Origin of the sequence: Methylobacterium litchii (genome assembly GCF_038442315.1) — a bacterium.
Lineage (GTDB): Bacteria > Pseudomonadota > Alphaproteobacteria > Rhizobiales > Beijerinckiaceae > Methylobacterium > Methylobacterium litchii.
The window spans coordinates 1-23767 of the sequence record NZ_JBBXMY010000001.1 but is presented as its reverse complement, the minus strand read 5'-3'; the positions used below and the strand labels follow the sequence as shown (position 1 = coordinate 23767).

The window sequence follows — 23767 nt, the reverse complement described above, 5'->3', positions numbered from 1 at the left end:
CGTTGATGGCGCCAGGGGCGAGCGGGAGGTTCGAATCCTGATAAGTCGTCACGTTTGCGGCTCTGTCATCCGACGTCACCGCTTTGAGGATATGATTGGTATCCGACAGCAAGACGATCTCGGTATCTGGTCTAGCCTGATGTAACCGTTCCGCGTCTGTGTGATTGACCTGAATGTTGCGAAGGCCCTGATGGAATAGCGCCGGACCGTCATAGGCGGCGATGAGCTTGGTGGGATCGAGCGCGAATAGGCTGATTAAGAAACTCTACACCTCGGGTTGGAACAGCGGGCGCAACGCGGGATGGATGCCGTCGGCTGTGACTTTCTCCCCGCGCTCCATCCGGGCGATGATCGAACCAGCCTGCTCGCAGATCGGCACGTTTGCAGGGTTGGCAGCGAGCTGTGCGCGAAGGACGTCGCCGTCGAAGCGGATCCGAAAGCGGCCGGGGGCGAACGGACGACCTTGTCCCGCCGGTGAGAACCGGGCATGCTCCTACCGTCAATCCTAGGTCAGATACCCTTTCGATCCGCGTGCCGGATCCCGACGATCGCCTCGGACCCGCCCTTCTGGCTCACATCAACCTGACGTGATCGTCTCGTTCGAAACCGCTGCCCTGCGCACGTTGTGCGCCACACAAGACGCCGCCGAGCGCGAGCTTGGGTTGGCCGATGCGCGCTCGCTCCTCACGATCCTGTCAGACATCGAGGCTTTGGATACCGCCAATGAGTTCCTGGAACTTGCGGTGGACGGTGCTAGAGTCTCCCAGAGCGACGAAATCGAGGTGACCGTCGGACCAGAGCGTCATGCGGTCTTCGTGCCGGTCGGCTCGCGCTACCAGAAGCATCCCGACGGGAGCCCCGATTGGTCGACCGTCAAATATCTCAAGCTGACGGCCTTGCCGCCGCGCCCATGATGAACGAGCCTGCCTTCGACCGCGACTGGTTTTCGAAGCCCGCCGATTCGATGCTGGCGATGATGCAGCGCAAGCGGTTGGCCCCCGCCGACGTCGCGCGGGAGTTGCCGGGCGGCCTCGCCACGCTCCGTGGCCTGCTGACAGGTGACGTTGCGATCGACGAGGCTGTCGCGGGAGGCCTCGCGGCCAGCGTGGGCGGCACCACTACGTTCTGGTTGCGCCGGCAGGGATTGTACGAGGCCTGTCTCGGCCGCGTGGTCGACGCGGTGCTGGCAACCGACGGCGACGCGTGGCTGGCAAGGGTCCCGGTCCCGGCTTCGGCCGGACCGGTCATCCGCGAGCGAACGGGCGACGACAGCCGCCGCGCCGCCGTAGAGCGGAGGCTCGTATTCTTCGACGTCAATGGCGCGGAGGCATGGTCCCGCCGCTATGGGGCCTTGCGCTGCGAGACCCAATTTCGTGAATCCGCCGCGTTCGAGGTGAATCCGGGCGCTACCGCCATGTGGCTGCGGCAGGGCGAGGTCGAGGCCGCGTTGGTTTCGACGGACGCATGGGATCCCGACGGGCTGCGTGCAGCGATCGGCGAGATCGTCGAGCTCAGCCGGATCGGCCAGCCCGTTCGCTTTCTCCCCCGGCTGAGGGCGCTGCTGGCCCGGTTCGGCGTCGCGCTCGCTATCGTGCGGGCGCCTGAGGGCTGCCGAGCGAGCGGCGCGGCGCGGATGCTGTCCCCGACCAAGGCCATGGTCCTAGCGAGCTTCCGGCACCGCTCGGACGACCATTTCTGGTTCACGCTGCTCCATGAGGTCGGCCACCTACTCCTGCACGGGGGGCGGACCTTCGTCGACGAGGAGGGCGCGGACGAGGACGGGCCCGAACGCGAGGCGAATGCGTTCGCGGCCGATCACATCATCCCGCCGGACCGGCGACAGGAACTTGCGAGCCTCCGGCCTGACCACGAGCCGGTCATCCGGTTCAGCCGCGAGCTGCGGGTCGCCCCGGGACTTACGGTGGGACAGATGCAGCACAGCGGCCTGATCCCGCACAGTCGGCTCAACAAGCTGAGGCGGACCTGGACCTGGGACGAGATTAATCCGGCGCTGGCCTAGCCCTTGAAGTGAATGAACCTCGTCGGGCTTTTCTGCCAATTGCAGAGCGCGTCCTCCATAACCGCCATACCGACGCCGATGTCCTTGTCCAGGGCATCGAGGCCCGCCTGCAGCTCTTGGATCGACGAAGGGCCGTCCCGCCGGCCGTCTAGTAGCAGGCGGGCCCCGTTTGCCGGGCCGGTGGCACCCTGGAGGTAGGCCGAGCCCGCCGCGATAGGGGCGATGCCATACCGGCCGATCAGGGACAGGTAGTCGAATTTCGCGAGTCTGCCGAAGGTCGGAACACGCAGGTCTCGATAGAGGGCATCGTAGATGGCGTGCGGGTCGTTGCCTGTTCGCCTTACGACGTCGGCATAGAACCGGGCGTGCCCGACTGGTCCGATCCAGCGCACATAGGCTGCGACGACCGCGGATATCGGCCGGTTCGAGTCGGGTCTAAGGCTCTCGTACTTCCTATGGTTGCCGAACTTGCCGCCGACCGACATCCAGTTCGCGGCAAGCCACGCTGTGAACGCCCCGGGATCCGCGCTCACCGTAACCCAATCCCATCTGCCTGTGCCGAGGCGGCCGTACACGTCTTGCAAGCGTCGCCAGCCGCTGTCGGCTGGCCGCGCGAAATGGGTCATGAGGAAAATGAGCCAACCTGCCTCGTCCAGGTCGCCCTGACGGACATGGTACGCGACCGCCCGTTCGGCGTCGAAGCTCCTGTTATTCGGGTCGGCTCGATTCGCGGAGATCGACTTCGCCTGAACCTGTCTATAGTAGCTTTCGCGCCGAAGGCTCGCTACGAACTGCCATGCCAGGACGTCGAGGGCACGGGGATCCGCCAAGCCTGGCAGCGGGCCCGCATGCGTCTGGAGGGCGGAAGTCAGACGGGCGTGTTCTGGGGTCCAGCTCGGCCACATCAGAGCCTCCTCCCCCTGACGAACTGCACTTGGCGAGGCATGGGACAACGCCTCGGCTTGTCGCGACGGCTGTCGACGAATATCCGAAAGGCCGGCGTGATGTCCGCTTTGAGCGCATCGAGCTTGGTCTCGTCGCCCGAGGCCCAGAACGCCTCCAGGAGACGGAGTAAGTCTGCCCAATAGGGGGCGAGGGTCACCTCGGCCGCAGAGCGGGGTTCACCAGCGCGGATTCTGCCCTCCGCCGCGACGAGGGTCTCTGCGAGCCCGAACGCGTCGCCCGGGGGCATCGGCTGCATCTCGACCATCTTCTGATGCCCTTCCGAGACGTAGCCGCGGACCTTGTCGAGATCCGTCTCGTAAATATGCATGCTGCCCGCGTAGTGGAGGTACTCGCCCGGTTCGACGCCTAGGCGCCTCGCCATCATCTCCTGAATCATGGTGAAGCAGAACACGTCGTGCGGAAGCCCCTTGTAGGCGTCGTTGGACCGCATGTTGGCCGACAGGTGCAGCAGCCCTTCCCGCAGGTGGAATTGCAGGCTGACGGTGCAAGGCACCTCGCGGTAGATGAAGCCTTCGCTCCGCGCGGCAGCGTAATCGAGATTGATGTCCTCCGCATTGAAAAGCTGTATGATGGCGCGCTTAGACGTCGGCTTCCATTCGAGGAGCTTCGTGACGTTGTCGAGTTGGTCGATGCCGGACCGCATGGAGAAGATGCGGGGGCCATAGGCACCTGGGATCTTCCCGTCGACTGCCTCCTCCACATAGTCCGGGATGTAAGGCCGGATGAACTCCAGATCGCCAGAGCCTGAGAGATACCAAAGGAATTCGGCGAGCGCGCTGAAAGGCTTCCCTCGGTTTTCGGACCGGCTGAGGCGCGCCCGAGGCTTCCGGAGCCGGATCGCGGCTCCCAAGACCTCATAAGTAGAGCCGCGGGAGCCGGTGTTGGGACGGCCTGATCCCAATAGGGATTGGTACAGGTCGATCAGGATCTCATCCAAGCTGTCGCCGCATATCTCCATCGAACGCGCAACCACTCCGGGATCGATCCACGGCGGACAAGGTGCCGGATATCGGCTCGCTCGACGGTTCGCGCAAGCGAGCGTTGAGCGAGCCGAAGCCGATGCGCCTGCCGGTAGCATTGGCGGACGCTGGCTATCCGACTTGAGAGCTAGTTGCCTGAGCTGCAGAGTGATCCCCTATAGGACCAACTGACATGACTGAGTTGGGTGGATTGCCGTCAGTCCGCTTCGGGGCGGCGATCCATGGAAGCGGACATCGTCGTCGGGCCCGCTAAGGATTGAAAGCAGCGTATCAGCTTCACCGCCCCCGTCTGCTCGAAATCACTGGGGCTTTCGACCTCGATGACGCATAGTCTGCCACCATGGAAGCCGATATTCTCGACCGCCTTCTCGTCACGCTCGCGGTGCGGCTGCGCTCGTTCTCCGTCTGCACGATACAGCGCGGGTGGCGCCTGGGGTTCAGTCCGTTCGAGGCGATCACCGTCCATTACGTGCTGCGTGGAACCGGGAGCCTCCGGGTCGGGCACGGACCGTGGCGGTCCTTCGCGCCGCACACTATCATCGTCGTGCCGGCACGACATTCGCACAGCCTTGGCGCTGCCGAGGATTGCATCGGTGAGGTCCGCGCCGAGGATCACTGCGTCCTTCACGGTGACGGGTTGATCTCCTTCACGGCGGGTGACGGGAGCCCCGACGCGCTTTTCGTATGCGGCCAGATCGCCGACACCCACACCGGTGCGATGGGTCTGTTCGAGTTGTTCCAAGCCCCTATGGTGGAGACCTTTCCCTCGGATCCGGTGCTACGTTACGCCTTCGAGCTCATGCTCGCCGAGGTCGTGAGCCCCAATCTCGCGACACAGGCGATGACGGAGGTGCTGATGAAGCAGTGTCTCATCCTCCTCCTGCGCCGGCAACTGGTGGCGAGCGACTTCACATCCCCGATCCTGGCGGCATTGCAGAACCCGAAGCTCGCCCGCGCCGTCCTGGCGATCCTCGAACAGCCGGGTGCGCGTTACTCCGTCGACAGCTTGGCGGCCCTCGCGAGCATGGGCCGGACCAGCTTCGCGGAAGGGTTCGCCACGGCCTTCGGACAAGGCCCGATGGAGTTCGTCCAGAGGGTTCGCCTCCGCATTGCCTCCCGTCTCCTCAGCGGCACCGACTTGCCGGTGAAGGTCATCGCCGCAACCGTGGGCTACGCGAGCCGGAGCGCGTTCAGCAAGGCGTTTGAGGTAGAGTTCGGGGCCGCGCCGAGCCAATTTCGTCTGGTGGGCGGAATGGACGAAGGCGAGCCGGAGCGCATTGAGAGCGAGCCTCCCACAGAACCGACCTGATCCCGTCAAGACGTCGAGTGGCCCCGTCTCGGTGCTCCATCGTTCGGATCACGTCCGCGAGCGTTCGACGAGACCGAGCCCCTGGAACTGTCGAAGTCGCATTGTCTTGGCAACGTTCAGTGGGCGTCGACAAACGGTGACCGGTCCTCGGTCGTGCAATTGCTCCCGCCCCGAGGAATTATCATGATCGACGCGAGTGCCTTCTACCTTCGCTACAGTCCAGACATCGAAACCGTCGCCGATGATGAGGCTGAGACGGCGCAGGGCCTGATGGAGACGATGCGCTCGGTCAGCGAAAAGACCCTGGCGGACGGCGGCCACGCGATCCGCAGCGTCCACGCCAAGAGCCACGGCTTCCTTGAGGGCGAGCTTGAGGTGGCCTCGGGGCTTCCGCCCATGCTGGCACAGGGCCTGTTTTCAAAACCGGCGACCTATCCCGTGATCATGCGGCTCTCGACCATCCCCGGCGACATCAGCGACGACAGCGTCTCGACCCCTCGCGGCCTCGCCGTGAAGATCATCGGTGTCGAGGGTGAGCGGCTGGAGGGCTCCGAAGGGGACGTCACCCAGGACCTCGTGCTGGTCAACGGACCCGCCTTCGGTGCGCCGACGCCGAAGGCCTTCCTCGCCACGCTGAAGCTGCTCGCGGCCACGACCGACAAGGCGGAGGGGTTCAAGAAGGTCGTCTCGGGCGCCATGCGCGGCGTGCAGGAGATCATCGTCGCGACCACCGGTGGACCCAACGCCACCGTCGCCACGATGGGCGGCCAGCCCGAGACCAACATCCTTGGCGAGACCTTCTACAGTCAGGTGCCCGTGCGCTTCGGCGACTACGTCGCCAAGTTGTCCGTGGTGCCGGTCGCACCCGAACTGACGGCCTTGACCGACAAGCCCCTGGCGAAGGACGGAGGCCCGAACGCCATACGCGAGGCGGTCGTCGAGTTCTTCCGCGCGAATGGGGGAGTCTGGGAGGTCAGGGCGCAGCTTTGCACCGACCTTGACGAAATGCCGGTCGAGAACGCCGCCACGGTCTGGCCCGAGAGCAAGAGCCTGTATCAGACCGTGGCGCGGATCCGGGTGAAGCCGCAGATAGCCTGGAGCGAGGCCCGGTCGAGCGCGGTCGACGACGGCTTGTCGTTCAGCCCATGGCACGGGCTCGCCGCGCACCGGCCCCTCGGCGGCATCATGCGCTCGCGCAAGCAGGCCTACGAGATGGGCAAGCGCTTCCGCGCCGAGCGGAACGGTCGCACCATCGCCGAGCCGCGGGAGGCGATGGTGTTGCCTGACTGATCGAGTTCTTTCGGCGGCTGGAGCCGGCTTCGATTTCGCATCCCTCCGCGCGGTCGCACTTAGGCGGTTACCGATATGCGTGCATGCCCGGGATCGAGGTGGGCCTTCATCACAGGACTGACCAGCGAGCTGATTGCGATCGCCGCGCTGCGCGCCGCAGAACCATCACGCGACGCACGCTTGGTCGAGATCCTCGGTCGACCTGTTATGAAACCACAGCCGGTCGGCGCCTACGTGCCAGCGCGCCGGGTCGGCAACGTGCTCTACCTCTCGACGGCGGCCGCGCGGGACGGACACCCATGCCGAGCGGCTGAACCGGGATCTCATCACCTTCCTGTAGGGCTGACCCACACTCCGCTCGCCATCGCCAGCATGATCCGAGGAACCATGACGTTGAGCCCGACCCTGCAGCCCGTTACCATCGGCGACCTGACCCTCAAGAACCGCATCGTGAAGGCGCCGCTGATTCGCACCCGGCTAAGGGCGCTGGGTCTTGAAGCGATCGCGCCCGGCGGCGGCGCGCTGCAGTCCGGGGCGTACTGAGCGCGTTCCTCCACACCATCCACACGGCCCCCACGAGCGAGGCGCACGCATGGGTTACCGGTTCCTCATCGACACCAACCTGCCGATCGACACGGACGACGAGGCCGTGGCGGCGGTGCTGCGGGGGTTCGACGTCGCGGTGGACGGCTCGACCGATCTGCCGCTGATCGGCCGCAGGGTCGCGGGGCACGAACCCGACCTTGCCTACATCCCCTCGGCCGACTGGCAGCGCGCCCTGCGCCGGGGGGACCGCCACTACCGCGGCTTCGTCATGCCCACCTCGAAGTTCACCGGCAGCACCGACCTGCCCAGCGTCCTCGTGGTGCGCAAGGACGACCCGGCCGAGGGTCTGATGGACTTGAGGGGGGCGAGTTACGGCTTCATCAACAGTTCCTGCACGTCGAGCTACTTCCCACCGATCGTGATGCTGCACGCCCATGGCATCCGGTTCGCAGATTTCTTCGACGGCCGGCCGGTCGAGGCGTGGCAGGGGCAGGTCGACGCCGTGACCGCGGGCGAGGTGCGCGCCACCATGGTGCCGGAGGACGTCTGGCGCACGACGCCCGGCAACGCCGACACGACGAAGGTCATCGATCGCTACGAAGACGCCAAGCCAGCCGTCATCGTCGCCCGGCGCGGCCTCGACCCCGCACTCCTGTCGGCGCTGACCGATGCCCTAGTGGATTGGGTGCCGCCTTGGTCGGGGGTCTACGGCTGCTTCAAGCCGTTCCTCTACGCCGACGTGCATCACTTCTTCCACGAACTTGGCAAGCTCCCGGCCAACACCTGACCTAGCGAGCGATGTCTCGAATTCGTCGTAGGCGCTGCCTCGGGGTCGACGTCAAAGACGCGCTCGTCCTGGCGGAAGGCACGGAGATCTGAACGATAGGTGCTTCGGCTGCGACGTTGGGGGGCTCCAAGCCGCTCGGCTGGATCGCGCCCATTGCCGCCATCCAACCGTCAACGCTGGCAGCCCGAAAGCGGACACTCCCTCAGCGAATATTTTAGCATCCGGACTCATAGGTATGGCCAAGCGTTACTTCTTCGACCTCGTGTACAGCCGACGCATAAGGCCGGACGGCGTTGATGTCCTGTTGGGCGATCTTGGTGCGACCAAAAGGTATGGCACCCGATTGCTTGCCGAACACATCGTCGCGAACACGGGGGAACGCGATAAGCAGTTCACTATGATCGTGAGATATGCCAGTTGGGGGCATGCTGTTCCAGCTGAGCATGGAGATGCATATGGAGATGGCCGCCGCCGGTGGAATAGTCGCTCACTATAAAATGAACGCACACACTCGGAGATTACGTCCTATCGCAGGGCAACCACGGATTATAATCTATGTAAATTTTGAAAAAGTAGACAAAATATTACGAGCGAAAGGCGATTATAGGCAGGAACATCTCCTCGGTGACGCGGTTTGCCGTTCAAGATCCTCCCAAGGATCTCCGCGAATGACACAGGGAGTTTGAGATGAACGTCAGAAATTTTCGCATGCCTTTGATCGCTGTGACTGTGCTTCTTGGAAGCGCTAGCTTTGCTCTCGCACAGGGCGGTGCGGCAGGTGGTGGAGTTGGTGGTGCAGGCACTGGTGGGGGCACCGGCATGAGCGGCGGCTCTATGGGAACGGGCGGTTCGATGGGTGCAGGTGGCGGATCCGGCACCAGCATGAGCACAGGCGGTCAGATGAACGACGGGACCGGCACGGGTGGCCGCATGGGGACGGGCAACTCCGGCTCAATGGGAACCGGCTCGGCCGGGAGTTCCGGCTCGATGGGCAACGGAACGGGTGGCTCTTCGGGCACCATGGGTCGCTGATAGCATCTCACCCCGCCATCCGTCGCAAAATGGGTGGCGGGGCTCCTCTGCCCTTCACAGCTTTGGCAATTAGCTATCGTCGACCCGTGCCTATCTCTTCCCACGTATAGAGTTTGTTCGCGTCACACCTAGCCCGATGCGATGCATAGCTCGTACCGAAACCCGCTGTTCGGTGATCAGTTCTATTTCCGGGATGCTGTCAAGCAGCGCCCAATACCAGCCGTCTGAGGGGGCGTGCTCGCCTCGGGATATGAAACCATGCTTTGCAGAACCGTCGTACCGTTTCTTCTCGCCATAAGCATCGCGACACCGGTCCTGGCCGAACCCGGTGCTATGGGTGAGCCGAAAATGCTGATCCATGGCAACTACTGCGGCCCTGGCAACAACGCCCCATTTCCGCCAATTGACGCCCTTGACGCAGCCTGCGCCCGGCACGACGCCTGCACGCCGAACGGCAGGATGCCGTCTCGCGCTTGCAACGTCCGCCTGCAGCGAGAGACTGACGCGATCTCGCGTGATCCGAAGCAGCCTTCTGATGTGAGGGCGATGGCTGGTTTCATCGCGGCAGGGGCAGCCATGCTTCAGATTGCCGACGAACCCGGTCGCAACCTGACCATGATGCATCCAGGTGTCAGGCCCTAGCCTTCCGCCAGGTAGGGCGCCTGAATCCCCACGTACACCGCATGGGAACCGTCGCTGCCCAGTGGGCCTTCCCCGCCCGACATCACGACCGATCGGAGATACCGGCATGCCCTTCCTCGCGGCTAAGGATGGAGCGCAACTCTTCTACAAGGATTGGGGCAGCGGTCGGCCGGTCGTGCTGATCCACGGTTGGCCGCTCGATGCGGACATGTGGGAGTTTCAGCAGCCGGCGCTCACCGAGGCGGGATTGCGCACTATCGCCTACGACCGTCGCGGCTTCGGCCGTTCGGATCAGACCTGGGGTGGCTACGACTACGATACCTTCGCCGATGACCTGAAGGCGGTGCTTGACGCCCTCGACCTGCAGGACGTCGCTCTCATCGGCTTCTCGATGGGTGGAGGCGAGATCGCCCGCTACATGAGCCGACACGGCGGCGCCCGGGTCACCCGGGCGGCGCTGGTCTCGGCGGTGACGCCGTACATGCTCAAGACCGCCGACAATCCCAAGGGCGTGGATCCGTCTGTGTTCACGGGTATGATCGATGGATTGAAGAAGGACCGCCCGAGCTTCATGGCGACCTTCGCCAAGACCTTCTTCGGGGTCGGGATGCTCTCGTCGCCGGTCTCATCCGACCTGATCCAATGGACCGGCAACCTTGCGATGCTCGCTTCGCCAAAGGCGACGATCGCTAGCGTGACCGCCTTTGGAGAGACTGATTTCCGCGCTGACATGAGCGCGTTCCACGTGCCGACCCTCGTCATCCACGGCGACGCCGACCAGACCGTGCCGATCGACGTGTCGGGCAAGGCTAACGCAGCTGCGATCCCCAGCGCCAAGCTCGTGGTCTACGAAGGCGCCCCTCACGCGATCCCGTTTACCCATGCCGAGCGGCTGAACGGCGATCTCGTGGCATTCCTGAGGGGCTGACCCTCGGTCCGCTCGCCATCGCTATCATGATCCGAGGAGCCATCACATCGAGCCCGATCCTTCAGCTCGTCACCATCGGCGACCTGACCCTCTAGAACCGCATCGTGAAGGCGCTGCTGACCCGCAGTCGGTCTTCGACCGCAGGCGTGCCGCCGGACTTCGCCGCCGACTATTACGGTCAACGCGCCAGCGCCGGCCTGATCGTCTCCCTGGCAACCAACATCTCGCCCCAGGCCGTAGGCTACGCCTACACGCCGGGGATCTGGTCGGATGTATCAAGTAGAGGCCTGAACGCGCGTCGTCTCGACGGTCCACGCCAACGGCGGATGCATTTTCCTCCAGCTCTAGCACACCGGCCGGATATCCCATTCCGACCTTCAGGCGGGGAGCGGGCTCCCGGTTTCGGCCTCGGCGGTGAAGCCGGAGGGGACTGCCTTCACGATGGAGGGGATGAAGCTCCACGTCACCCTACGGGCGTTAGAAACCGACGAGATCCCCGGCATCGTCAAGGATTGCCGACGCGCGGCCGTGAACGCCAGGCGCGCCGGCTTCGACGGGGTCGAGATCCACTCGGCCGACAACTACTTGCTGGAGTAGTTCGTACGAGACTCAACCAACAGGCGAACCGATCGTTACGGTTGCTCGCTCGCGAATCGTCTCCGCTTTCCGCTCGAAGTGGTCCGCGCGGTGACCGAGGCCTGAGACGGCGGGAGCCGCGCCGGCATCCGGCTGTCGCTCGCATCGACCGAACGACTAGGGCGGTTAGAACTGCCAAACAGATTTTGCGCCCAAGAACGCGCATACGAGGTGTCGAACAATGCAAGGGAACCGGCGACTTTTCGAGGATGGGTTACATCTGCTCCACGGAGCGCATCGGCAGGGAGCGGCGCAGGCAAAGCGCAACGACAAGACGGCTACGCTGCCGAAGCTGAAACAGATGCTGGAGGCTGGATCGAAGCAGAACATCGTTCAGCTAAAGCGGTTGGATAAGGTCTTTGCCTCAATCGGCGTCAGGCCCGACCCCAGAAACGATCTCGCCATGCAGGGCATCTGCGATCTCAACGAAGCGGAAATAGCCAAGCACGGGAATGCCGCCGACCGCGACCTCATCAACATCGAGTACGGTCAAGTTGCGGCGCATTTCTACATCGCCCGGTATGGCACGCTGCGTAGCGCCGCACAGGCGCTCGGACACGCCAAAGCAGTCAAGCTCTTAGACCGCACGCTCGTTGAGACCCGCGCGATCGACCGCGCCTTCACGCAACTTTACGATCACCTGCTGGCACGCCGCACTTCGACCCGCTATCCGGGCGAGACCGCGCTCACCACCACGGCGGCCATGCACCCCGGCCTTACGCTCGGGCTGGCGTTTGGCGGTGTGCTGGCCGCGGTCGCACTCTTGGAAGCGGAGCGATCCAAGCGACGTTGAAAGGCGGGCGGACGAGGTGCAACTCCCACGCCGGGTCTGCCGTCGTCTGCTTATGGGGACGAACGAATGTGCCTCAAATGACTGAGACGGGCGCAAGGTCGAACGTCAACTTTATGGAGGCGCAAAAAAATCGTGGGCGGCCGAGTTGGGTCGGGTGCGGAACGGTGGCTCGGGGTGGAATGGAGCTGGTTCGCTCCTGGTGCACAAAGGTTGAAAGCGGACGCCATCCTCGCGCTCACCCGCGATCTCGAACGCTTACGAGAGCTGGGGCATGAACATCGCGGCGACAGTGTAGGGAGCCTCCGCTCCAAAGAACCAGGCAAGGTCCTCAGCAGATGCGTCGACGACGCGACAGGACGCGGCAGAAGCTCAGATGGATTACCGACCAAATCACCGCATCAGTGAGGGGCCGGTCGTTCCTCTGATCCATGTTGCAGCCGGCTTCCCAAAATGACGGGATAAGCATGCTGGATCGGATCATCCAGACCGCGCAAGGATTTACATGACGCCGACCCTGAAGCCTCTCGCCGAGCAGACCGTCGTCATCACTGGTGCCTCCTCCGGCATCGGCCTCGCAACCGCACGCATGGCCGCCGATCGCGGCGCTCGCGTCATCTTGGCTGCACGCAGCGACGGTGCGCTCCAGCAACTCGCTGACGAAATCAAAAGCAAGGGCGGACGGGCACACGTCGTGGTGGCCGATGTCTGTAAACCGGAGGATCTGACCCGTATCGCCGAAGAGGCGCGCACGACGTTTGGCGGCTTCGACACTTGGGTGAACAACGCCGGCATTGGCCTGTACGGACGCTTGGAGGAGGTCTCCCTTGCAGACATGCGCAAACTGTTCGAAACCAACTTCTGGGGCGAGGTCTATGGCTCGCTGGAGGCGGTAAAGCACCTCAAGAAGCACGGCGGCGCGCTGATCAACGTCGGCAGCGAGGTATCGGAACGGGCAGTGCCGCTTCAGGGGATGTACTCCGCATCGAAACACGCGGTGAAGGGTTTCACCGACGCGCTACGCATGGAGTTGCAGAATGAGGGCGCGCCGGTCTCGGTGACGCTGATCAAGCCCGGACAGATCGACACGCCGTTCACGGTCAATGCCAAGAACTACCTCGACAGCGAGCCGCACCATGTGCCGCCGGTCTACGCACCCGGTGTCGTGGCCGAGGCTATCCTCTCGGCTGCCGAGAAGCCGGTGCGCGACGTCTATGTCGGCGGCGGCGCCAAGGTGATGGCGGAGGTCGCGCATCTAGCGCCCAGCCTGACCGATCGAGGCATGAACGCGAAGATCATCCCGGATACGCCGAGTGGTCGTCCACTGCAGCGCAGCCGTGACCGCAGCGGACTGGATGAGGCGACCGAGATGTTAAGCGAGCGCGGCAATTATGAGGGTCGCGTTCTCGAGACGAGCCTTTACACCAAAGCGGCGCTCAACCCGTTGCTGACAAATGCAGCCGTCGTCGGCGCCGGGCTGGTGCTCGGGGCGATCGTAAAAGCGTTGCCGCACCGTCCAGTGAACATAACCGGATCGGCGGGGAGCACCACGGCCAAGGCGCTGCATATCCATCTCGAGGCCAAGGCCGGACATGAGGCGGAGGTTGAGACCCTGCTCCGGGACATCCTCACTTGTGTCCGACGGGAGCGGGCGACCGCGCCGTGGTACGGTGTCCGGCTCAGCCACTCCACTTTCGGCATCTTCGAAGTCTTCCCCGACGAGGCCGGCCGCGAGGCGCACCTGACAGGTGAGGGAGCAGAGATCCTGATGAAACGTTCGAACGCTCTTCTCAAGGCGCCGGCGCGTCTCGACAAGCTCGACGTCCTGCTGAGCAAACCGGTTTGACCGACGTCATAACCCATCGGACTCTGTTTTAGCATACCGTTATGTCCCTGCAGTTTGAACGCCAGGGCATGGGCCGGACCCTGCTGATGGTCCATGGGCTGGGGGCCAATCTGCGCACCTGGGATTCGCTCTTGACCGCCTTGCGAGGCTCGCGCGAACTGATCTTGGTTGACCTGCCGGGACATGGCCGATCGGCCCAACTCGCGGGCCCGCAGACAGTTGAGGCCCATGCGGACGCCCTCGCCAGCTTTGTGAAGTCGCAATGTCTGACGACAGCGGACCTTGTCGGTACTTCGGTGGGGGGGCCGGCTGGTGCTGGAGTTGGCGCGGCGGGGCATCGGTCGGCACTGCGTGGCGCTCGATCCCGGTGGTTTCTGGTGTGGGTGGGAAACACGCTGGTTTCACTGGACGCTCGCGGCGTCGATACGCCTGGTGCGGTTGCTCCGGCCATTCCATCCTGGCCTGTCGCGCCACGCCGTCACCCGCACGCTGCTGCTAGCCCAACTGTCGGCCCGTCCGTGGGTGCTGCCACCGTAGCTTGTCGTAGAGGAGCTGCAGAGCCTAGCGGCCACACCGGTGTTCGATGCGATGCTGTGTGAGTTGGCACGCGGGCCGTTGCGGCAGGGCCAGCAGACACCCTGGCCGGGTCACCTTAGGATGGGGCCGCCACGACCAGCTGCTGCTGCCGCGCCAGGCTGCCCACGCTCGGGTAGCTTTTCCGTCGGCTCGGCTGCATCGGTTTAATCGCTGCGGCCACTTCCCGCATTGGGATCAGCCTGTCGAAACGGCGCGCGTAATCCTTGAGACGGTCGGCGGGGATGCACCTTGAAAGTGCTTGTCGCAAACCTGAGCCGCGGTCATCTACACGTCGGTTACGGAACGTCCGCTTCACGGCGAAGGGTCAGCGTCCGCTCTTTAACTCCAGCCGAAGTTGCGCGACGGCTTACAAGCGACCGCTTTGGAGAAGCGCAATCAGCAGTCCCGGCGTCTTGGTTGGGTCGCAAGCCGTAGGACCGCATGGGGTGGTTTTTCGCCGTTCCGCTTCTGGTCAGCAGTTGCATTAAGCGGACATAGCCACGGGGACCGCTCACGACCCTTTGCTGACCCTCGGAAGGTCTGATTACCGGCAACCGTTCTTAAGCCTCCGACAGCATTTTAACGGAGAACGCCGTAAGCAAGCCGCCCATGAGCCAACGTTGCAGCAGAAGCCAGGAGGGCCGCTTCGCCAATCCGGTAGCCATAGTTCCGGCCGTGCTGGCGATGACGATGCCCAGGGCGAGGTTCAGGGCGATGTGCATCGATCCCAGAACGAGGGTCTGCGAAAGGATGCTGCCGTGTCCTGGGACAACGAACTGCGGCAGCAGTGCGAGATAGATGAGCGCAGCCTTCGGGTTCAGGATCGTTGTCAGGAACCCCATCGCTAGGACCTTGCCGTGCCTACTGCTCGGCAGCGCATTGATCTGAAAGGGCGAGCGCCCGCCGGGCCGGACCGCCTGGAAAGCTAAGAACATCAGGTAGGCCGCTCCGGCGATGCGCAGAGCCTCGTAGGCCATCGGAACGGCCGTCAGAAGCGCAGTGATCCCGAAGGCGGCGCACCCCATGTAGACGATGAAGCCGAGCGCGCTTCCACCTAGCGATACGATCCCGGCCGTGCGCCCCTGCGCGATGGAGCGGGAGATCAGGTAGATCATGTTCGGTCCCGGCGTTACGGCCAAGCCCAAGATGACGATGAGGTAGGCCGTTAGGGTGGATGTATCGGGCATGGAGCCTCGGAAAGGGCGCGTTCAGCGCTTCTTCTCACCGCCGCTTTCATAGGTAAAATACGAAGAACGGATGCCTGTGATCCGCTGAGCCTATCGTCAATGGTCAACTTCCGCCTGCTTCGGCACCTCTGGCTGTTCCTGGCCGTCGCGGAGGAGCGCCACTTTGGACGTGCGGCCCAGCGGCTCGGGATGTCACAACCACCGCTGACCGAGCAGATCAAGGCTTTGGAACAGGCCCTCGGGACGGCGTTGTTCGTGCGCGACCGTCGTGGAGTTCGGCTCACAGCGGCGGGCACCGCAATCCTCCCGGCCGTGCGCAAGTTCGTCGATCAGGCGGGACGGTTGGAACTCGCGGTACGGGAGGCGGTGGCTGGTCGGACCGGGACAGTGACCATCGGCGCCATCAACGCGGCGCTGGTCGAGGACATCCCGCCCCTGGTCGCTTCTCTGCGAACTACGCATCCCGGCCTGACTGTGGCGATCAGGGAGATCGACAGCGTTGAGGCGGTCCCGGCCCTTGAGGCTGGCGACATCGATCTTGCCTTCGCTCGGCTTGAAGGGGTGCTCGGTCCGACGATCCAGTCGCGGCCGGTGGCGCAGGACAGGCTTGCGGTGGTCCTTTCCGAGGGACACCGTCTGACGACCATGGCCGAGGTCCCTCTCGCCATGCTGGCGCAGGAGGACTTCGCGATGTTCGCGCGCCGTTCGAGCCCGGTCTACTTCGACAAGGTGATGGCGGCCTGCCAGGATGGAGGTTTCTCGCCTCGCATCCTGCATGAAGTCCGCTCCGTCACATCGCAGATTGCGTTTGTGGGATGCGGTCAGGGGATCGCCCTCGTCCCGTCAAGGTCCGAGAGGCTTGCTCCATCGAGCGTCGTCTTCCGACCATTGAAGGAGCGGGTCGAGATCGTTGTCACCGCGTTGGTCTGGTCCACCGCGCATCACAACCCACTGATCGACTCGGTCCTCGAATTGATCGAACCGAACTGCGGGGCTGGGTCGTAGACGGAACGTCGGCTTCAGCCCGATCGGCGAGGGGCTGGTTTCCACCCAGAGCCGAGCTTGCGGGGTGGCCGGCGAATGACCGCTTTATAGAAACGCAAATGGCGTTCCCGGCGGCTGGGTTGGGTCGGGAGCCGACCAGAAGCACTGAGGTCCAGGCCGCAGACTGACCGAGCAGGTTTGCACCCAGGTGCAAGCTTTGATGCTGCGGACGGCCTTAGACGAGCGCCAAGGACAACGCGGCGCTCAAGCCATCAATACTCAGTGCCGTGTGGACACAGTGAGCTGCAAACGGTTGCGGATCTCATTCAAGCCCGTTGCTGCAAATGCCGCCCAAATCCGCGCCTCTTTCACGGGAGCCAGTAGTTGCATAAGTCGCTGATATCATTGATGTGAAAATCGCATAGACGCCTTTGTTCCGCACTTCTTTTAATGCCCAGTTTTGGTGGATTCCTGACCTGGACGCGAGATCGTCACCGGCTCAAGATGATCTATGCCAACCAGATGACTTCGATCCCAGGCTGACTTCGAGTTGGTTCACACGCTTGCCTGACGACCATATCAAGATTGGCGTTTCTCGCGGCACGCCACGGGGGGTGATCAGCGCACCGAACATCCTCTCGCTCAATCCCGGCCCCTGGTTCAAGACCGCCGACACCGAGACCTACCGCTCGCTCTATGTCGGGCAGCTCGCCAAGCTCGGTCCCATGCAGGTCGTCGCGGCTATCGATAAGGCGGCCGGCGGCAAGATCCCCGTGCTTTGCTGCTACGAGCGCGCAGGCGGACCGGACTGGTGCCACCGCGGCTACATCTCCGCGTGGCTACTCCACCACCTTGGGCTTATCATCCCCGAGTTCGGCATGAAGCACATCGGGTTCGGCGGTTCGCACCCGATGCTACCGGCGAAGTACCGTGCTCCTCAAGCACATCACTAAATTACGACGCTGCCTGCGGCTGCACGGGACTGAACTTTGCACCTGGGTGCAAACCGCTTTGGCAATAGGAAGTCAGCGCCTTTTAAAAAGCTCTCCAACATCCACGGAAAGGGCTGCCGCGATGCGGCTTTAAACGAGGATGCTCGGGTTTCGCTTCCCACGCTCGGCGTCGCTCAGATAAGTCTGATGGATTTCTGCGCGGTGTGCAACTCGTCAGAAAAAGCTAAATTGTGCGTTGCCGGCAATTACCTTCGTCAGAGAGCACAGCCATCATCTGCACGTTCGGGTCTCGGTCCTGAAATAGACCCCGGCAAAACAACCCTTCAGCTTTGCACCCAGGTGCAAAATTCTGTTGTTGACAATAAAGTTTATGAAGATAGACTCACCAATGCAGAATTTCTGCATCAATTCGGTTTGGCCGCCGAATTGATGGCTCGGTGCTCCGCTTTTGCTTCCCCAAGCAGCGAGTACCGAGCCTACAGGGGAAGCAAAGATGACTATCCAGCCTACGAGTTCGACGACCGCTCTGACTTGCGCTCCGGCTAATTTGCCGAAACGGGCGCGTCGGACTGTCGCGAAATTAGTACGGCGGATACGGACAGCAATGGCAGGTAATGATGAGCGCCGCGTTAGGGGTTTGATAATCCGACTGCTCAACTCATTTCATGCCAAGCTCGCAGCTGTGGAAGCTGCTAATCGTCGCCTTCAGCCTGTCGCGCGGCTTCCTAAGGATCAGCTGTTTGAGCTGGCCCAGACGCTCAACCTGTGGAGCTCATCGAGTGAAAAAGCGACGATCCGCTCTATACCAAAACCGCGCGGTGGCCATCGTTATGTAGTCGCCTTCGGTATCGAAAACCGCGCTCGACAGATCCTGGTTAGCTGGGCCTTGAAGCCTTGGATCCTTCCCAAGCTCCTGCACCAGCAGAACGCACTGAATGGCGGGCGAGACAAAGCCATTCAGAAATTCGCGCAAACCATAGAGGAAAGGAGGCACACGTACGCCGTAGAGTTAGATGTACAAAACTGCTTCGGATCAATCAGGGTTGATTGGCTGAAGGAGCACCTACCGTTGCCACCAGAGGTCACTCAGGCGGTGTGTGCAGCGGACCAAATCAATCTAATAGCATTAGACATTCATGCGGGCACATGCCCCACAAGCCGGCAGGGTCTTCCACAGGGGTCCGCCGTGTCTCCGATCATCGCAGAGTACGTGCTGGCGTGTGTTCTCAAAGAGGTGCCCGAAGGCGTCGCCTTTGAGGCATACGTCGACAACATCTTCGTCTCAGCACCTGACGAGATCGGAGCAAGGCAGCACCAACAGACCTTGGAGCGCCTCTTCGAGGCGCATCCTGCCGGCTTGCTGAGAGTGCATTCGACAGGCCCGCAGGGAATTAGGAATGGGCTACCGGCACTTGGCTACGTACTGCGACTGGTTCGTCGGCGCGTCAGGATTGAGATTGGTTACGGCCGAGAGGAAGACATACTTCATAAGATAGAGGCTTTGTGGGACCGCGGTGATATCAGTTCAGAAGAAAGGAAAATCCGGGCCGATCGGATAATCAGCGGGTGGTGCGCTGCTCACGCGCTCTGGAAGGGCGTGCGTCGGTTCGATCGTAATATCAGAGAGCATATTCGGTATCTCGTCCCGCAATGTCAGACGAATTTCTAAACAGAATATAGATTTTGCACCTAGGTTCAAAACGCTTTCGGCACTACCCCGGCGTCAATCGCGTGGGGCTGCTTGCGATCCAACTTGAGCGTTCATCAGGTCCGCTTCCCACCAGTCTGAACGATCCCGCGTGAACGGGAACTCAGGGTCGAGGTTCGCTGGCAGTGCCGGCATCCCGGTCAAGAATGTACTTGAGTGCGATGCGGCTGAGAGGGAAGAGCACCGAGTAGAGTAGATCCCTGTCGATGCTCGATCCTTTGTGAGCGACCTTGTTTCGCTGCTCAATCAAGGCGGCGCAGCGCGCTTGGTCCACGAGGATCGGGCCGCTCAGACCGTCGATGCTGGAGCCGCCTATCGCTTCGACGATGTGGGCGAGCTTCGCCGCCCGGCCCTCCAGCGTCGTAGCAGGATTGTTCAACAGACCGTTCAGGCGCTGCAGCGCCGGACTGTTCGAGCGCATGGCGTCCTGCAACTGCGCCTTGTCCTCGGCCGAGAACAACGGCGTAAACAGGGTCAGGAACTCCTTCCGCTTCTCCAGTTCCTCCAGGATCACGAACCAGAACAGGAACTTCGACTTCGGCTGCGACGCTTTCATGCCCTCCACGAACACGTCGGTGAGCGGCGACCATTCCAAGGCGGACAAAAGCGCCGGCGCAACAGCGACGCCCTCAATGGAGGTCATCTGCATAGAGGCTTCAATACCACCGCTCTGAGCCGTAAGTGTCTTCACACCCGCCCAACGGATGTCGACGTAAAGGTTGCCGTACCACGGATCGCGCTGGCCATCGGCGAGCGTCGCCGACCAGCCATCGGCGAAGCGTTGAATGAACACGAACGCGTCCGCTTCGGTCATAGCGCGATCGAAGTCGACCCGGAGTAGCCGGGTATCCCCGTTTGGGCTCTGCAGGGCGAACTTCACGAGAAGCACGCCGAGGATGGTCAGGTCGCGAAGGACGATCTCCGTGGAGGCATCTTGAGACGAGGCATCCATGAGGACGAACTCGCCGCGGCGCGCGGACTGGAAACCGGGCTGGGCGATATCGTGCGAAGCTACGAGCCTCAGTGGTACTTCTAATCCGTAGACGATTCGCTCGTCGGAACTCATGCGAGGCCTCGCTGGTCCAAAAGCCGTGTTCGTGGGCGCCTCAGTCATCGGGGCTCGCTAAGCCACAGCTGTGTTGCTGATGCCGATGTCGATCAGCACGGCATCCGGACCAAGTGACATGGCGGCCGCGGAGTTGCACCCAGGTGCAACTCACGCTGGTACAAAATTGTGGTACACCAGTCGCCTGAGCAGCCGACCTAAGATGTTGATTTTACATGTCTTGTATCTCGCGGGTTCTCCTCCCCTCAGCTCCACCAAAGGCCTTGGCGCTTCCTGCGCGGGCCTTCAGGTGGTCGGCATTCACGATTGATCAGCCATTGAACGCGGCCTTCGACTGGTTCTTCCGCGATCGCACCAGTGGGCGCATCGTCATCGGCCAGTGGCCGAACCTTCCGCTCTGGCTGTTCGGCCTCGCGCAGGCCGTCGCCTGGATCGCCGGAGAGGCAAACGCCATCGGGCGCTGGGCGGAACTCGCGTCCTGGATCGCACTCGCGGTCTGGGCGGCTGACGAGGTGCTCCGTGGCGTCAACCCGTGGCGACGCTGCCTGGGGGCCGCTGTGCTGCTCGGGATGGCGGTTCGCCTCATCGTCTGATCGCCCGGCGCCCGGCGCTATCCGCGAAACATCTCCGGCAATCTTAATCCGCCGCGCCGCGTGCGCGGAGGCACGTCATGCCGGCAAAACAAGCACCATCTTAGGATCACGCAAGGAGAAATAGACCGAATAACTCGGACTGATCTGCGTAAAGGAGTTTAGAAAAAGCCATGAAGACCCGTATCGCCGCCGTCGTCACCGCGCTCGTGCTTGGCGTCGCTCCGATCGCGTCGGCCATGGCCTTCGAGCGGTCCACCTGGACCGGTCTCACCCCCTACGAGGTCGAGACGACAGGCTCGCTCGATTTCTCGGGGAGCCGGTACGACCGCAACCCCGCGACCTGTCCGATGAGTTCGGCCGCTGAAGGCAACGCCAATCAGCAGAACTTCCCGGTGAAGCAGTACGGCCAGACCGCTGGCGGCAACCGCTGCTAAGCTCACAAGGACAGTGCGATGCTGAAAGTGTTCTCCTACGCCATGGCGGCCATCTTCGTCGGTGGCCTTGTGATGACCGTCGTCGGCTCGGCCGGCGTACTGATGGCCCTGTGACGAGGGATCACGAAGGATCGACGGCGGGGCGAGAGCCCCGCCTTTTTTGTTTGGGCTCCTCGGCCAGAGAGCATCGATAACATCGATTTCGGCTATCGATCTCATTTGTTTGAATGATGGTGCGGCGCGGTACACATTCCCCCTCGACAGGAGGCACCAGCCTCCAAGCACCTGAGGGACAATCACAATGACCGTTCGTACCGTCACGCTCGCCGCTCTGGCCGCCGTCGCTCTCGCGGGGCCAGCCCTGGCGGATGAGCGCATCAACCTCACCCCCACGCTGTACCGCGATCAGGCGCGCGTCACCGCCTCGGTGCGGCCGGCGTCCGAACTGACCACGACGCCGCGCCTCGTGCCGGTCGCTCCGGCGAAGTCGCGCGTCGTCGCTGAGGCCGCGGCCCGCTAACGTGTCGGCTTGGCCGCCACCGCGTCGAGCAGGCGATCCCTGTCGACGATCAGAGCCGCCGCGATCTCCGTGAGCGCGGCGTGCTCGATCTCGGCGATGCCGTCATGGTCGGCGACATCCGCCGCGAGAAGGAACACGCTCTCGCGCTGATCGCCCGGCCTGCCGGCCATCGCCGAGATGCGGCGGAGGTTGTCCGCCCGGCCGGCCCGCGTGCGCGCCCGGCCTATGGCCTCGTAGAGCGCTTCCTCCACCATCAGGGCATCGTAGCCCTTCTCGAGGATAGGGCTGGCCAGCACACCCGTCAGAGCGGTCTCGAATTCTTCGCTTGCCACCTCGCCGTCCGCCACCATCACGTTGGCGGCAGCAGACACGGCGGCCTGCATCAGCGTCTCGTCGCCGGCATAGGCCGTCACCGCGCGGGCGACACGGGTGAGAAAATCAGCCACGAGGCTCATACGCCACAACCTCCGTCAGGTTGGGGCCAATGACGCAATCGACAGGCTCGTTCCCCGCCGGAGGGCAGGACCGGTCTCAGAGCACCGCCTCGATTAGACCGAGCCCCCGGGCCTCCTCCGCTTCCAGGTACCAATTGGCCGGCGCCCGCTGCAGGACCTCCTCCATCGTCACGGACGAGCCGAGGATCAGGTTCGCGAAGCCCTCGTTCTGGATGGCGATCGACGTCTCGATCTCGTGCAGCGTCGCCTTCACCGCCGCCACGCAGGTGGTGAGGGGCCCCTGGACATGCAGGTGCTTGTCCATCTTGCGCTCGTGGATCATCAACCGCGTCCCCCGCGTCAGGTAGCGGTTGGACTTCGCGAAGAAGCTCATGAAGGTCGTGCCGGCGGAGTAGATCGCCGCCTTGCCGAGGAAGACGTACCGCTTCTCCGGGTTCATCTCGCTATGGTAGCGCACGTCCTCGCCCATCATCCGGGCGACCTCCGGATCGCCGCCGAGGGTCGATAACTCGATCACGACGAGGTCCTGCTCGTGGGCCGGTTCGAACTGCTGGCGGAAATCCTTGTACATCGCGTAGTCGACGGCCCCTGAGAGCAGGACCGTCGGAGCCTTGAAGGCGGAGGCGGGGAGGATCGGGAGAGTCATCGGGTCACCGTCGCGGCTGGCGGGGGACGATCCACGGCATAAGGGCGGATCGCTGCAGTAAATTGCCATCGCGCTGCTTTTGTAGCGCAATCCTGCTTGTCTGGCCGCGCGCTCTCGGCTACGGCCGGTGTCCCGGACAAGAAAAAAGCCGCCCACGAGGAGCGGCTGTAAGTCTAGGGAGGAAACGCCCAAGAAGGGCAGCAGGACGGCGACGCCATCGCTGTCCTGCACTGCATTTATAAGATTTTGCATTGCACCACACAAGCCCGCCGAGGCGGGTGTGGGCGCCGTTTCGCGATCATCGAGCCAGACAGGTGCATTTTCGCACCGGTGCCCGCGCGTCGGGCCGTCCGCCGCCCGCGAACGAACGGCCTGCGCGGGGTTCTGCCGCAGCGACCATGGCCCGTCCGCCCCGTTGCCTGAAGCCCATCAAGGAGACAGGCATGGCCGACAAGGCAGACGTGACGACCTACACCGTGAAGCAGGCCATGGCCGCCAAGGTCGGCGATCACATCGAGATCGCGGTCGAAGCCGAGGACGGGACCAAGCTGAAGCTGAAGGGCACGCCCGAACAGCTCGACGCGCTCGTCGGGGATCTCGAAGTGATCCTGGATGAGGACGACGCCAAGGCCGAAGCGGCCGAGTAAAGCACAAACGCCCCAGGAGTTGTGACACTCCTGGGGCGCTGCTTGGCCTATGAAATCAGTTCGATCGGGCTGACTCTGGGGCCAAATCCGAACGAAAGATCTTAGTACGAGCCGAACTTGTAGTTCACGCCGGCGCGGACGACGGCGAACTCGGTGTCGCGGCGGGTGTTGGCCGGGCCGGAGACGAGGGTGACGCCGGGGGTGGTGGTGGAGACGAGGGCGCCGC

25 protein-coding genes and 3 pseudogenes are annotated in these 23767 nt (G+C 63.1%); 21 read left to right on the top strand and 7 right to left on the bottom strand.

Going from position 1 to position 23767, the window contains the following annotated elements; translation table 11 throughout:
• Positions 1-587 precede the first annotated feature (587 nt).
• A complete protein-coding gene (locus tag AAHF99_RS00140; RefSeq protein ID WP_342162137.1) occupies positions 588-914 on the top strand; it encodes a hypothetical protein in 327 nt (108 codons plus the stop codon).
• The gene (locus AAHF99_RS00135) at positions 863-2020 is read left to right on the top strand and encodes an ImmA/IrrE family metallo-endopeptidase (RefSeq protein WP_342162136.1); all 1158 of its coding nucleotides are present in this window, start codon (positions 863-865) and stop codon (positions 2018-2020) included. Before AAHF99_RS00140 ends, AAHF99_RS00135 begins: the two co-directional genes overlap by 52 nt.
• Here AAHF99_RS00135 and AAHF99_RS00130 read toward each other — a convergent pair.
• Both AAHF99_RS00130 and AAHF99_RS00125 read right to left on the bottom strand, forming a co-directional pair.
• Positions 2017-2925 carry an alpha-glutamyl/putrescinyl thymine pyrophosphorylase clade 3 protein gene (locus AAHF99_RS00130; RefSeq protein ID WP_342162135.1) on the bottom strand — a complete coding sequence of 303 codons (909 nt, stop codon included), beginning with the start codon at positions 2923-2925 and terminating at the stop codon, positions 2017-2019. The genes AAHF99_RS00135 and AAHF99_RS00130 overlap by 4 nt on opposite strands.
• Complete coding sequence (locus AAHF99_RS00125; RefSeq protein ID WP_342162134.1) at positions 2925-3923, bottom strand: thymidylate synthase; 999 nt, start codon at positions 3921-3923, stop codon at positions 2925-2927. Before AAHF99_RS00125 ends, AAHF99_RS00130 begins: the two co-directional genes overlap by 1 nt.
• Before the next feature lie 383 nt (positions 3924-4306).
• Here AAHF99_RS00125 and AAHF99_RS00120 point away from each other — a divergent pair, with 383 nt between their 5' ends.
• The 11 genes and pseudogenes from AAHF99_RS00120 (at position 4307) to AAHF99_RS00070 (ending at position 14371) form a co-directional block, all read left to right on the top strand.
• Positions 4307-5275: an AraC family transcriptional regulator gene (locus AAHF99_RS00120; protein WP_342162133.1), complete on the top strand. Its 969-nt coding sequence runs from the start codon at positions 4307-4309 to the stop codon at positions 5273-5275.
• A gap of 183 nt (positions 5276-5458) precedes the next feature.
• Positions 5459-6565 (top strand): catalase family protein, encoded by a 1107-nt coding sequence (locus AAHF99_RS00115; protein WP_342162132.1) that lies wholly within the window; start codon positions 5459-5461, stop codon positions 6563-6565.
• Positions 6566-6745: 180 nt separating this feature from the next.
• The gene (locus AAHF99_RS00110; RefSeq protein ID WP_143012201.1) at positions 6746-7108 is read left to right on the top strand and encodes a hypothetical protein; all 363 of its coding nucleotides are present in this window, start codon (positions 6746-6748) and stop codon (positions 7106-7108) included.
• Positions 7109-7157: 49 nt separating this feature from the next.
• Entirely contained in the window at positions 7158-7898 is a 741-nt protein-coding gene (locus AAHF99_RS00105; RefSeq protein WP_091713658.1) for a phosphate/phosphite/phosphonate ABC transporter substrate-binding protein, read from the top strand.
• Between the two features lie 1290 nt (positions 7899-9188).
• On the top strand, positions 9189-9572 hold the full coding sequence (locus AAHF99_RS00100; protein ID WP_342162131.1) for a hypothetical protein: 384 nt from the start codon (positions 9189-9191) through the stop codon (positions 9570-9572).
• 106 nt (positions 9573-9678) lie between these two features.
• Positions 9679-10500 carry an alpha/beta fold hydrolase gene (locus AAHF99_RS00095; RefSeq protein WP_091713657.1) on the top strand — a complete coding sequence of 274 codons (822 nt, stop codon included), beginning with the start codon at positions 9679-9681 and terminating at the stop codon, positions 10498-10500.
• Between the two features lie 104 nt (positions 10501-10604).
• A pseudogene (locus tag AAHF99_RS00090) lies at positions 10605-10718 on the top strand (alkene reductase); the annotation flags it as partial.
• Positions 10719-10860: 142 nt separating this feature from the next.
• Positions 10861-11202, top strand: a pseudogene (locus tag AAHF99_RS00085) (oxidoreductase).
• A 115-nt stretch (positions 11203-11317) separates the two neighbouring features.
• Positions 11318-11929 (top strand): DUF892 family protein, encoded by a 612-nt coding sequence (locus AAHF99_RS00080; RefSeq protein ID WP_342162130.1) that lies wholly within the window; start codon positions 11318-11320, stop codon positions 11927-11929.
• A 502-nt stretch (positions 11930-12431) separates the two neighbouring features.
• The gene (locus AAHF99_RS00075) at positions 12432-13772 is read left to right on the top strand and encodes an SDR family oxidoreductase (protein ID WP_342111713.1); all 1341 of its coding nucleotides are present in this window, start codon (positions 12432-12434) and stop codon (positions 13770-13772) included.
• Between the two features lie 41 nt (positions 13773-13813).
• Positions 13814-14371, top strand: coding sequence for an alpha/beta fold hydrolase (locus tag AAHF99_RS00070; protein WP_143012200.1), 558 nt, complete (start codon positions 13814-13816; stop codon positions 14369-14371).
• A 537-nt stretch (positions 14372-14908) separates the two neighbouring features.
• On the opposite strand, the gene AAHF99_RS00065 is transcribed toward AAHF99_RS00070, so the two are convergent.
• Entirely contained in the window at positions 14909-15535 is a 627-nt protein-coding gene (locus AAHF99_RS00065; RefSeq protein WP_342162129.1) for a LysE family translocator, read from the bottom strand.
• Positions 15536-15634: 99 nt separating this feature from the next.
• Here AAHF99_RS00065 and AAHF99_RS00060 point away from each other — a divergent pair, with 99 nt between their 5' ends.
• From AAHF99_RS00060 to AAHF99_RS00045, 4 genes are all read left to right on the top strand, one after another.
• Positions 15635-16540 carry a LysR substrate-binding domain-containing protein gene (locus tag AAHF99_RS00060; RefSeq protein ID WP_342162128.1) on the top strand — a complete coding sequence of 302 codons (906 nt, stop codon included), beginning with the start codon at positions 15635-15637 and terminating at the stop codon, positions 16538-16540.
• Between the two features lie 542 nt (positions 16541-17082).
• Positions 17083-17472 carry a hypothetical protein gene (locus tag AAHF99_RS00055; protein ID WP_342162127.1) on the top strand — a complete coding sequence of 130 codons (390 nt, stop codon included), beginning with the start codon at positions 17083-17085 and terminating at the stop codon, positions 17470-17472.
• A gap of 36 nt (positions 17473-17508) precedes the next feature.
• Positions 17509-18018 (top strand): hypothetical protein, encoded by a 510-nt coding sequence (locus tag AAHF99_RS27265; protein ID WP_342162126.1) that lies wholly within the window; start codon positions 17509-17511, stop codon positions 18016-18018.
• A gap of 58 nt (positions 18019-18076) precedes the next feature.
• Positions 18077-19141: a reverse transcriptase domain-containing protein gene (locus AAHF99_RS00045; RefSeq protein WP_342162125.1), complete on the top strand. Its 1065-nt coding sequence runs from the start codon at positions 18077-18079 to the stop codon at positions 19139-19141.
• 142 nt (positions 19142-19283) lie between these two features.
• Here AAHF99_RS00045 and AAHF99_RS00040 read toward each other — a convergent pair whose 3' ends face one another.
• Positions 19284-20246 (bottom strand): hypothetical protein, encoded by a 963-nt coding sequence (locus AAHF99_RS00040; protein ID WP_342162124.1) that lies wholly within the window; start codon positions 20244-20246, stop codon positions 19284-19286.
• 317 nt (positions 20247-20563) lie between these two features.
• Between AAHF99_RS00040 and AAHF99_RS00035 the strand changes: the two genes are divergently transcribed.
• The 3 genes from AAHF99_RS00035 to AAHF99_RS00025 all read left to right on the top strand — a co-directional run bounded on the left by AAHF99_RS00035 (position 20564) and on the right by AAHF99_RS00025 (position 21793).
• Positions 20564-20839 carry a hypothetical protein gene (locus AAHF99_RS00035; protein ID WP_243956030.1) on the top strand — a complete coding sequence of 92 codons (276 nt, stop codon included), beginning with the start codon at positions 20564-20566 and terminating at the stop codon, positions 20837-20839.
• A gap of 170 nt (positions 20840-21009) precedes the next feature.
• Positions 21010-21273: a hypothetical protein gene (locus AAHF99_RS00030; RefSeq protein ID WP_342162123.1), complete on the top strand. Its 264-nt coding sequence runs from the start codon at positions 21010-21012 to the stop codon at positions 21271-21273.
• A 301-nt stretch (positions 21274-21574) separates the two neighbouring features.
• Positions 21575-21793 carry a hypothetical protein gene (locus tag AAHF99_RS00025; RefSeq protein WP_342162122.1) on the top strand — a complete coding sequence of 73 codons (219 nt, stop codon included), beginning with the start codon at positions 21575-21577 and terminating at the stop codon, positions 21791-21793.
• On the opposite strand, the gene AAHF99_RS00020 is transcribed toward AAHF99_RS00025, so the two are convergent.
• Together AAHF99_RS00020 and AAHF99_RS00015 are read right to left on the bottom strand one after the other, a co-directional pair.
• Positions 21790-22248, bottom strand: coding sequence for a tellurite resistance TerB family protein (locus AAHF99_RS00020; protein ID WP_342162121.1), 459 nt, complete (start codon positions 22246-22248; stop codon positions 21790-21792). The genes AAHF99_RS00025 and AAHF99_RS00020 overlap by 4 nt on opposite strands.
• A gap of 76 nt (positions 22249-22324) precedes the next feature.
• Complete coding sequence (locus AAHF99_RS00015; RefSeq protein WP_342162120.1) at positions 22325-22894, bottom strand: peptidase S14; 570 nt, start codon at positions 22892-22894, stop codon at positions 22325-22327.
• Between the two features lie 443 nt (positions 22895-23337).
• Between AAHF99_RS00015 and AAHF99_RS00010 the strand changes: the two genes are divergently transcribed.
• Positions 23338-23541 carry a hypothetical protein gene (locus AAHF99_RS00010; RefSeq protein WP_342162119.1) on the top strand — a complete coding sequence of 68 codons (204 nt, stop codon included), beginning with the start codon at positions 23338-23340 and terminating at the stop codon, positions 23539-23541.
• A gap of 101 nt (positions 23542-23642) precedes the next feature.
• Here AAHF99_RS00010 and AAHF99_RS00005 read toward each other — a convergent pair.
• Positions 23643-23767: pseudogene (locus tag AAHF99_RS00005) on the bottom strand (porin family protein); the annotation flags it as partial.